At 52.5% G+C, this 11,744-nt stretch carries 3 protein-coding genes; 2 read left to right on the top strand and 1 reads right to left on the bottom strand.

The genetic code is table 11. From position 1 onward, the window contains the following. Positions 1-20 precede the first annotated feature (20 nt). Positions 21-788 (top strand): uridine phosphorylase, encoded by a 768-nt coding sequence (gene udp, locus GCE9029_RS07155; protein WP_062662141.1) that lies wholly within the window; start codon positions 21-23, stop codon positions 786-788. Between the two features lie 102 nt (positions 789-890). Here the strand turns inward: udp and GCE9029_RS07150 are convergent, their stop codons facing one another. Then, the gene (locus GCE9029_RS07150; RefSeq protein ID WP_062662139.1) at positions 891-2,054 is read right to left on the bottom strand and encodes a Card1-like endonuclease domain-containing protein; all 1,164 of its coding nucleotides are present in this window, start codon (positions 2,052-2,054) and stop codon (positions 891-893) included. A 387-nt stretch (positions 2,055-2,441) separates the two neighbouring features. Here GCE9029_RS07150 and GCE9029_RS07145 point away from each other — a divergent pair, with 387 nt between their 5' ends. After that, complete coding sequence (locus GCE9029_RS07145) at positions 2,442-11,663, top strand: retention module-containing protein (protein WP_062662137.1); 9,222 nt, start codon at positions 2,442-2,444, stop codon at positions 11,661-11,663. Positions 11,664-11,744 lie beyond the last annotated feature (81 nt).

Here is an 11,744-nt window from a genome sequence, read left to right as displayed (position 1 = left end):
ACCGATGAAAGGAGCCAATAATGACCGAGCAAACTGTTTTCCACCTGGGCGTTAACCTATCTGATCTTGAAGGCGCAACCATGGCGATTATTCCGGGCGATCCGGCGCGTGTGGAGAAAATTGCAGACCTGATGGATTCGCCTAAGTTCCTGGCTAGCCACCGTGAGTACACCTTATTCCTGGGTAAGCTGGATGGGCAATCAGTGGTGGTTTGTTCAACCGGTATTGGCGGCCCTTCAACGTCGATTGCAGTGGAAGAGTTGGCGCAGCTGGGTGTTCGTACTTTCCTTCGTGTTGGTACCACAGGTGCGATTCAGCCACACATCAATGTGGGCGACATCATTGTGACCACAGGTTCAGTTCGCCTTGATGGTGCGAGCCTACATTTTGCGCCAATGGAATTTCCAGCAGTGCCTGATTTCGACGTCACCACCGCGATGAAGCAGGCGGCCGACGAATCAGGTGCAGCGGTTCACACTGGCGTAACGGCTTCAAGCGATACCTTCTACCCAGGCCAGGAGCGTTACGACACCTTCAGTGGTCGTGTTGTTCGTCGTTTCCAGGGTTCGATGGAAGAATGGCAAGCAATGGGCGTATTGAACTTTGAAATGGAATCAGCCACGCTGCTGACCATGTGCGCAAGCTCTGGTTTGAAAGCGGGTTGTGTCGCGGGTGTTATCGTCAACCGCACACAAAAAGAAATCCCGAATGCAGAAACCATGGCAGCAACCGAAGCACGCTCTATCAAAGTGGTGGTGGAATCTGCGCGTAAACTGCTGAATGCATAAACGCTGATGCGATAGAATCCAAAAAGAAAGCCGACGCAAATGCGTCGGCTTTTTTATGTTTGTTTTCTGGCTAAGGGCCTTAGGAATCAGTCAAACAGACCTTTACAGACCTTTATCGTGACCGCCTGCGCGAAGGAACCACTCGTGAAGATGGGTTTTCAGATCGCCCAGTTGATCAGGGCCAATCAATGCCAAGCCCAAATCTGTTGCACGGGTGATGTCGTGGTGACGCAGAGGGCGGAAGCTTACCAGCATGGCACGCGCTTGAAGACCACCAAGAAGGTCGCGAATGGATTCCAGCTTATACAGAGTGTCATCGCCGTCACTCGACATGCCTTTGGTCTTACATTCAATGATGTGAAGTTTGTTGTTCACCACAGTCGCCACATCGAGCTCGTTACGCACTTCTTTGTCGCCAATTTGGCGGTAAACCTGTACGCCCAAAGACAAATCCTGAATGGTCAGCAGCTCACGTTTAATCTCTTCAACAATATGGTGTACATACCATTCCAGCCATTCACCGTTAGCAAACCGACGAGCCGCTTCACTTGAGAATGTCAGCACACCGTTTTGGTAAGTCGAGAGACCGGCATCAGTCAGGTCATCAATCAGCATGCCCAGTTCGCGGTAGCCTTGTTGCTTATCACTTAGCTCAACATCCAGCTTTTGCTCTTTACGACAGGTGGTCGCCAGGTAATTCAGAGTTGCGAGACCTGGGCCTAATTCGTAGGCATTGCTTGCCCACTTGTGGCCGACGGTTTCAATCGTGGTGTCCAGCACACTGCGGATATCGTCTTCAGGCAGCTCACAGCGGGCACCGAAAATAGTCAGGTAATCGCTGATGTTAATGTGGTCTTCCACTTGTTCTTGCGCTCGGCCATAAGGGTATAGCCAGCAGAGTTCATCGCTGAAAGGCTCAATCACGTAAATTGGCCAGTGGTAGGTGCGGAAAATTTCGTAAGCGGTCAAAAGGCGATGACGCAACCCGCAGCTGGCATTGAAAAATACTTCAGTCCCTTCATCTTTCAAACGGCTGGCAAGCTCTTCAATCTTGCCTTTGATCAGAGGGATATTGATATCCGAAGGGATCAGGAAAAATTCAGTTTCGAAACCTTTTGGGGTAAGAACCTGACTCAACTGCTCATACTGTGGACGCTGACATTCAACACCAATGAAAATCACTTTTTCGGCCTTGAACTTTCGGTGCAGCAAGGCGGTGACCAATCGAACGGGGTCTTGGTCAATAATACCGACATGTGTGGCCATATAGTCTCCATTAGGACATGGTAGCGACGTTAATTCGCAATCATCCTTCGTTGTTCTTCAAAACAATATCTGGGCTATGAGCGGAATATTCAAGTAGTTAGTCCTCATATTCTTATGAAAAGTACGGTTGTTTTACGCATATGTAAGACTCAACCAATAAAAGTTCCCACGAATAGCCCTCGTTTCCTAATCTTAAAAGTGTCATTTGTGTCAGTAAGGAGATGGAATTGCATGAAATTCTGTCTCATTAATTCTCAATGTTGAGCATTGCATGAAACTAGCTTGGTAGACATAAGACACTAGTCATCTGGCTGGTTAAACTCTATGCACAATAGTTAAAGACATGGATTCGCATGGAAAAATGCGAACGAAAGTTGGGAAAGAATTATGATTGGTCATGAGTTCGATGTCGGTTTTAACGTCGACAAGGTGGATGGACAGGCGTACCTGGTTTCTGATGATGCACGAATTATCAGTCTTCGCGCGGGCATGCAAATTGCGCCTAACCAGGTCGTATTAACAAATGAAAACAGTTCCGTCGTGGTAAGCGACAAAGACCAGCGCTTTGTATTCGATGGAAAATGTGCCTCCTGTCTGGTCCCTCTCGGTGACACCGATGTTGAACAATATGCCGCTAACCACAGCGTGACTTTCAATGGCGACGCACTCAACGAAGAGATCCCTCTTGATATCGACATTGCTCAACTGCAACAGCTGATTTTAGAAGGCGTCGACCCAACAGAAGTCTTCGAAGAAACCGCGGCAGGCGAGGGCGGCGGCGGTTCTGCTAATGCCGGCTTTATTGTGGTTGACTACGGCTATGCTGCCACGCTGGCTGAAGCTGGCTTTGATACCGCCGGCCCACTTGGCGGGCTAAATGATATAGAAGACTTCCTCGGTGCCGATGACGACGGAGATGGTGATGGCGGCCCAACGCCTCCTTTCCCAGCACCAACCCCTCCGGACATTAATGCGACCGGTGGCCAGCGCGCGTCTTTGTCAGTCACAGAAGGTGACTTGGGCGACAGCCCATACGGCGCGCCAGATACCACCAGTTTCGTGATTGAAGCCGGTACAGAAGCGCTCGTTGCCAGCTCACTGCAAATTGCCCCAAGCGATCTGGCTGCTGTAGAAGCTGAACTTGCACAAATTACCGCGAACGGTGAAGCGGTTGTTTTCACCCGTCAGACCAGTGTGGACGGCAGTGGTGTTGCAACCTTTACCCTGACAGGCACCGTGGATGGTGAAACCGTTGTTGAACTGGTGGTCACAGCAACGCAAAGCGGCAACGGTCTCAACATCAACGCCACGCTCACTCAAAACGGCCCGCTTGATCACACCACAGGGTCAGGGACTTACGTCAATATCGATGGCGACAGAATTTCTATCAATCTGCCGCTGCAAGTCGCGGATACAGGCGGCGACCTGATGCAAAACCCAGCGCAACTGACGCTGGAAAGCAATGACGGTGCGGCGCCCGTTATTGGTGAAGCCACCGTTGAACTGACCGAAGTAGCGGCATCAGCGACCGACAATACGGCCACCACCTCAGACGGTGTTGATCTGGGTAGTGACAACATTGCCAGTGTGAACTTTGATGCGGCAGCAGCAGAAGCGCAGTTTGCCGGTATTACCAGTCATGGTCAGCCAACGGTGGTTGATACCTCTGTGTCTGGTGTGATTACGCTGTACACCGATAATGGTGGCACGCCGGAAAAAGTGCTCGAGATTTCGCTCAAGCCTTCCGATACCCCAGGAGAGCCTGCGGAGTATTCGGTTACCCAATATCATCCGTTTGACCAAGATGGCTCGAGCGACGGTGATGGTGATGACGACAGCACCACCTTCACATTCCCATTTACCGTGACGGATGCAGACGGCGATGTCAGTAACGAATCTGAAGTGTCGTTCAAGCTTATCGATGGTGAAGTCGCGCAAGGTGGTGAGCGTACAGATGGCGATGGTAATCCGCTTGATGTCATCCAACTGCAAGAACAAAACACCCCAATGGATTCGGCAACGTCGCACTCGCAATCTGGCACCGTCACCATTGAGGCGGCGACTGATCGACTCGATCCAACGACCGTTAGGCTGGAACAACTCGACGCATTGAAAGCCGAGCTGGAAGAGCTCACCAACAACGATGGCGATCCTATCGACAATGTGGTGGTGACAGAAACCACAGACGCAAACGGAAACCCAACCTTTGTCATCACTGCCAGCATCAACGGCGCAACCGCGCTGGAAATTGAGGTTTCAGCCAAGCAAGGTGCTGATGGATTGGATGTCGATCTTGATACGCAAATTACCCAGTACCAGCCTCTGATTCACCCGCAGGACCCAGACACAGAGAATACTTCTGGTCTCGTGACGGCGGATGGCGAACAAATCATGATCAAAGTGCCTGTGCAGGTTGCAGACACGGATGGCGATCTACTTGTCGACCCAACGGATCCAAACACCGAAGCGCCGCGTGTTATCAGCTTCGTAGTCACAGATGACAACTCAACCACCTTCAATCTCGTCACCAGCGATGGTGTGACCGTCGACGAGAGCGGCATTGATGATGGCACCGGTTCCAACCAAGGCTCAAAAGCAAGCGGTACGCTCAACATCGACACCACAGATGAAGACGGCAATCCGCTGTCACTGGAAGTCGATAAAGACAACGGTGATGTGGTTGAAGACTTCAGACTGGAAACGGATTACGTCGTCTACCCAGATGGTTCGCCAGTGCAAGCGAGTGGCTTCCCAATCCTGCTAGAGCAACGCCCTGAAAGTGATGCGTACCCGAAAACCTACTTCGGTACCGCAGATGATGGAACGGGCGATGAGCGCGACGTATTCAAAGTCACCATCAATCAGGATGGTACTTTTGAGTTCGAATTGCTGTCTGCGATCGACCATGCACCGGGTGATGGCAATAACGAAGCTGTGTTTGGCCTTAAGGCTTACACGGTTGATGCTGATGGGGATGAGTCGCCACGCATCAATGTACCCATTACCGTGATTGATGACGTACCAACAGCGCAAGGCACCATTAATATGGAGCTGGATGATGCGCCGTCCGGTGAAATCACTGCAACGGTTGATGTATTCGCAATCACTGACCCTAGCTCTGTACCGGGTATTGAAGATTTGAGTGGTGCAGATGGCACCACCTTCATTACTGAAATCTTCAACGGTATCGAATGGGTCGACGTGTCGACCACGCGCCCAAGCGAAATCGACATTTATTCTGTCGATGACCCAACCCTCAAATTGGGTACGGTAGAAATAGACCCACGCAATGAGCCAGTGGGTGAAATCACCTTTGTGATGCAGCCAAACCTTGCAAACCCACAAGAAGTACTGCAGCAAGGCCTGCAGTACAAAGTCTCTGACTTTGATGGCGATACCGTAGAAGGTGAAATCACCCTCACCATCAATGACCAAGCGCCAACCCTGTCCTTTACCAATGTAACGGGTACAGAGGACCAAGGTCAGGCGGACACCAATACAGAATCAGCCGGTGTTGATGGTACCGCAGGCATCCCAATCAACATGCAGCTCAACGTCGGTGACAACGACCTTGGCGAAGCATTGGAAGAGGGTGGCCGACTGGTATTGAACGGCGAAGTGACCCTCACCACCCGTGATGATGCCGGTGATATTGGCGGTACTTTCTACTTCAACGGCGTCGAAATCATGCCCGATGCAGACGGCAATATCGTCCTCAACTCGGACATGTTTGAAGCGTCCAGCACCGACGAACCCATCATCTTCGACCTTACGGGCGTGACTTTCGTACCGGATCCGGATTACTCCTCTTACGACGGCACAGATCTGATCCAATTCGATGTTGAGTTGGAAGTGAATGGCCACACGCCAGTAACCTCAACATCGCCACTGGAAATCACCGTAGAAGGCGTGGCAGATGTGCCAAGCCTCAGCTTGATTGGTGACGCGGCAGACGGTGTGTATGAAGTAGATGAAGATCACGAACGCTTTGGCGCCGACGACTTCACGCTGGCAGACCTGTTTGAAGGTGCGCTGCAAGATACCGACGGCTCAGAAACGCTCAGATACGAATTTACCCTCACGCCAGATATGGGCGAACTGCTGGGTGGTTTCATTACCGGCAGCGACGGTTCGTATGTGCTGACAGACCCATCCCGTCTTGGGCAGGTGCGTTTTGTGCCGGATGCAGACTTCAGTGGTGACATTACGCTCACCATCAAAGCGATCTCGACGGAATCTTCGCCATCGAGCGTGGAAGAAGCATCGACGGAAACATCACTCATCCTGCGCGTCGAACCGCAGGCTGATGATGCCCGTTTGACGGTTCAACGTGTGTTCGACAATGAGGATGCGGGTAACCCAGATCCGGAAATCGCTGAAGGCGGCGCGATTTCGCTGGCAGGAAAGATTTCTCTTACCACGCTAGGCACCGATGATGACGGTTCAGAATCCCTGTTCGTGCGCATCTTCGATTTGCCAGACGGTGCAGTGCTGCAACTCAACGATGGCGGCACCATAACCACGCTGACAGATACAGACCGCATTTCGGTGGACGATATCGACAAGATCGAAATCATCCCGCCTGTGCACAGCAATGAAAACTTCAGCATTCAGGTTGAAGGTATCGTGGTAGATACCTCACCAACGTCGCCAGATGACGAACGCATTATCCCAGCCACTTCGCTGGATGTGATTGTCACGGGTGTCGCAGATACGCCGGAATTCAGCGTTGAAAATCCGGGAACAGACGCAGGCCAGTGGCAGGTGGATGAAACCACGGGCAATGTCTCGACCACAGTGCCGGAAGACGGTGTTGATGGCGATGGCTTGGTGGCGATTGACTTCAATGTGGTCTCGGGCGAGAAAGCCGAAGCGCCGACTGATAACTCAGAAAGCCTCTCGTTGATCATCATTGACCCGCCAGAAGGCGTGAGCTTCGTGATCAAAAACGGTGATGGCTCGCTCACTGAAGTGGAACTGGCTTTCGCAGGTTGGGAAACCAACGATGCAGGCATGTCCGTTGCCACTTACTCCGTCGATCTGGCGGCGCTGGAAGGGCAGGACGTTTATCTCAAACTGCCACCACACTCGACAGAAGATATTCAAATCAACACGCGTCTGGTTGCCACTGAAAATGATGGCGATTCAAAAGCGGTTGAGAACATCATTGAAGTGAAAATCGATCCGCCAGTTATCGATGCGGCAGACACTTACACCAACAGTGAATCTTCTGGCTTCGAAGACCAGTGGATCAACATCGATTGGCAGCCGGATCTCACCATTGCAGGCGCACCGGATTCGACTGCGCAAGGTGTGGCAGAAACCGTGGTGGGTGCGACCATTTCCGGCTTTGCGGACGATGATAGCGTGCAGCTTGTCAAAGGCAGTGATGTCATCGCCCTGACGCCAGTCGGCGGTGAAGTCACCCTGACCGAAGCGCAAATTGCAGATGGTTACCAACTGCAGGTGAAACGCGGCCCACATAGTGATGTGGACCTGACGTTGAACACCGAAGTGACCGTTCGACAGGAAGACTTTGAAGGTGAAAGTCAGGCAGAGAAAACTGTCACTGGCGTTGTGAATGTCAACGTGGTTGCTACCGTCGAAGAAGACGACGGTGAACTGCAACTGCTGCAAGGCACCTCATCAGTCACAGAAATCACCACTGACAGCGAAGGCCGAATTGATCTCACCGATGGTGTCGTGTTTGTTCACCCAGACGATTCCAGCGATGAAACCGTCATCCGCATTGTTATCACGGATCTGGCTGAAGGTTTCTACGTGGAAAATGGCGTAGCCGATGGCGAAGGTGGTTGGGTAATCAGCGATCCAAACAACTTCAGCATCATCGCGCCACCAAACACCTCAGGCCAAACTACCTTCACGATTAGCGCCATGGTGCAGGATGAAGGCGATGCAGGAGAAGGAGATGCAAGTGCTCTGACGCCGGTTTCAAGCTCAGTGATCACCCTGAACTACACAAACAACAATACAGACGTTGAGCAGGCGCACCAAATCGTCGCGCCTACCAGTCCGGTTGTGATTGAAGGCGATGAAGATAATCCAATTTCGCTGGAAGCCTTGGGTGATGCGATTTCTTACCCAACCGGTACCGCTGATGACGTCGAGTTTGACCAAATCACCGTCGTGATCAATGGCGCAGATGTGCCCGCGGGTACCGTGATTTCCGGTGCGCTTTACCACATAGATAATGATACCTACGTGTTTGAAGTGCCGGGAAGACAAGATGGCGGTGCACCTTATCCAGGCGGCATCGACCTTTCCGGTCTTTCTATCACAGCGCCGGATGATTTCGCCGGTGAGCTCAACATTCCACTGACTTTCGTGAGTGTCGATACCCGAAGCGGCGACACAGAAACCACAGATGTCACGGTACAGCTCAACGTGAAACCGCTGGTGGATGTACCACCGCCAGTGGGTGCAGAGCAGCCAAGCGATAACAGCACAGACTTCGAATTCACCCTTGGTGTGAATGGCACCACAGGATTGAACGATGAAGAGTCGCCACAACCGCTCGAGCCGGGCGACACAGAAGGTTCTTACCCAGGTCAGGCGTTGGAAGACGGTTTGATTTCTCTGAACTTGTCCGCGTCTTTGGCTGATACCGACAGTGCTAACGGTGAAGAAACCATTACTGCAGCAGTACTGACTGTTCCTGCCTCTGTAGGGGTGTTTGTGCTGTCTGACGGCACTGAAGTGGCCTCGATCACCTTGACGGGTGCGGAGCTGGGCGATATCAGCTTCAAACCTGCAGAAGATTTCAGTGGCACCGTCGAAATCGACGCGCAACTGACCATTACTGACACCGCAACCACAGGCACAGACAGCCGTGATATCAACACCACGTTGTCGTTTGAAGTGACCGCAGTGAATGATGATGTCACCTTCACGCAAGATGGCACCGACGTGGCAGAAGGTGATGTGGTTGAACTGGAAGGCACCGAAGATCAATCCGGCGGTATTTCGCTGGCCGATCTGGGTGCAAGCTTTAACGATGTTGACGGTTCTGAAACGTTAGCCTCTGTGCTAATTCAAAATCTGCCAGAAGGCTTCACACTGGCATCACCAGCCGTGAATGCGGGCAGCGGTAGCTGGGTGATTCCAGCAAGCGCGATTCCGGACCTGTCCACGCTATCGGCGATTACCGTCGAGCCGCCAACCAATTTCAGTGGCACCGTGGAATTTAACGTTACTGTCTTCACACAAGAAGACAGCCTGAGCCAGCCTCAAGGCTTCACACAGGCGGTTTCACTGACCATTGACCCTGTGGGCGATGGCGCGAATGTATTTGCGGCAGGTTCAGCTTCCACACAAGAAGATACGCCAGTCGATCTGGATATCGAAATCAGTGCCAAAGATGACCGCGACAGCACGGCTGGTGGTGCAGGCATTGATGAGAACGAGCCTGAAACTCTGCTCATCACAGTATCTGGCGTGCCGGAAGGTGGTCAGCTTGTGTTGCCAGACGGCGTAACAGGCACAGTGACACCGGAAACCTCTGATGGCGGTGATGTAGTCATCGAAATCTCTGGTACAGAACTGAATGACCTGACCTTCGTGCCACCTCAGGATGGCAACGGCACCTATACACTGGATCTGGCGATTCAGACCGTCGATAACGGTGCTGTCTCTGACGATGTAGTGAACAAGCAAATCAACGTCAGTGTCAGCGCGGTGAATGACGAACCCGTTAACATCCTTGCAGACAGCTACGATGCGGAAGAAGACACCGTGCTCTCTATCACCGATTTGCAGGTGGAAGATGTGGATGCGCGTGACGGCACCAGTGTCGTCAATGTCGAGCTGGTGGTCGGTGCAGGCAATACGCTAACGCTGACGGGCGACACCACGGGCATTACCGTGTCGGGTGATGGCACCAACAGACTGGTACTGGAAGGCGATATCGATGCCATCAATGCACTGTTGGCAGAAGGCGTCGATTACAAATTCGCGGGTGAAAATACGTCAGGCGAAGACAGCCTGACCATGACAACCCGCGACCGTGCAAACTTCGGCTCCGGTGGTCAGAAATTCGACCGCGACACCGTGGCTATTGTGGTTGCACCGAAATCCGATTTGCCAGAACTCACTGCGGCAACGCAACTGGCTTCCATGCGCGCAGCGACAGGTGCGTTGGTGCCACTGCTTGGCTTGATGGCATCACTGGTTGACCCAATCGACAATGAGTTCAGCCTCACCTTCAGCGGCATGGGTACAGCGGCAGAAATCGTTGATGCATCCGGTACGCCGGTTGGCACTAACAATGGCGACGGCACCTGGACATTCAACCAAACCGAGCTGGAAACCCTGACGCTAAGCGACCTCAACATTCGCTTCAGTGCACAGCCTCCAGGCGATATCACTGTCACAGCGCTCTCTGATGTGGGTGACGGTGACCCACAACAATCCACACTCACCATCAACGCGAACGTGGTAGATACCGAAACCACAGGCGAGTTGAACACCACTCCGGCAGACAGCAGCGCAGACAACCTGGTGGTTGATGGCGATGCAGACACTGAAGTTCATGGCGGTGACGGAGATGACATCGTCGCAGGTGGCCTTGGTGAAGACATTCTTGTCGGTGGCGCAGGCGATGATGAAATGTGGGGCGGCAAAATCGGTGGCACCGGAGATGGCGTCAAAGATACCTTCAAATGGCAGTCAGGCGACTTCGGCACGGCAGCGGCAGCAGCGACAGACACCATTAAAGACTTTGAAGCGGGCATTGATGTTATCGACATCTCCGACGCGTTCGATTCCACCGGCATTGTTACCTTTACGGATTTGGCAAACCGACTGGATATCCAAACCGTCGACGGCAACACCCGTATTCAGGTATTGGACGACAGCAGCCAGCCAATCCAGAACATCATTGTAGAAGGCGTCACGCTGAATGATCTGCTGGGTATGGATGCATCTGGCTTCACGCAAGATGAAATCCTCGAATCCATGATGATGGCAGGCCAGTTGGTGGTATTCGACCCAGCGACGACACAGTTCGGCACCGAGGCGGATGAAACACTCACCGCAAGCGACGATGGCGAGCGCATTTACGCAGGCGATGGTGATGACACTGTCACAGGCGGTTTGAGCGATGACATTCTGGTCGGCGGTGAAGGAGAAGATATCCTGAGCGGTGGTGATGGTGAAGACATTCTTGTTGGCGGAGAGGGTAACGATACGCTTTCCGGTGGCCTCGGGAACGATACCATGACAGGCGGAGCAGGGGATGATACCTACACGTGGGCGGCGTCAGATGTGGATGCAGCAACCTTAACGGTGGACACCATCACTGACTTCGATGTCGGCACAGCAACCACAGGCGACAAGCTGGATATTTCCGCACTGCTGCCAGATACCGTTGATGGCTCATCAACCATTGAGCAGTTGCTGGATTACATTCGTCCGGAAGCGGGTGGCGATGGCAGTCTAACACTCCATATCTCGCAAACTGCGGGTAGCATGGAGTCGCAAGACATTGTGTTGGACTCTGTTGGCCTGTCTGACCTTGGGCTTGCAGACGGTGCAACCACCACGCAAATCCTGACAGAGCTGGTACAGCTTCAAACGCTCAAGCTCGATTAAAAGTGTTACCGCAGGTAACGGGGTTTAATTCTTGAAGCAAACATCAAAAGCACTGCAATAAGCGGTGCTTTTTTATGTCAG

The sequence above is a fragment of the Grimontia celer genome (genome assembly GCF_900055185.1).
Taxonomy (GTDB): Bacteria; Pseudomonadota; Gammaproteobacteria; order Enterobacterales; family Vibrionaceae; genus Enterovibrio; species Enterovibrio celer.
The sequence above is the reverse complement of the archived record's forward strand: the minus strand, read 5'-3'. Positions and strand labels throughout refer to the sequence as shown.

Bases quoted from the DNA above. Each gene is read 5' to 3' on its own strand.
- udp (WP_062662141.1), top strand. From the start codon at position 21: ATGACCGAGCAAACTGTTTTCCACCTGGGCGTTAACCTATCTGATCTT.
- GCE9029_RS07150 (WP_062662139.1), bottom strand. From the start codon at position 2,054: ATGGCCACACATGTCGGTATTATTGACCAAGACCCCGTTCGATTGGTC.
- GCE9029_RS07145 (WP_062662137.1), top strand. From the start codon at position 2,442: ATGATTGGTCATGAGTTCGATGTCGGTTTTAACGTCGACAAGGTGGAT.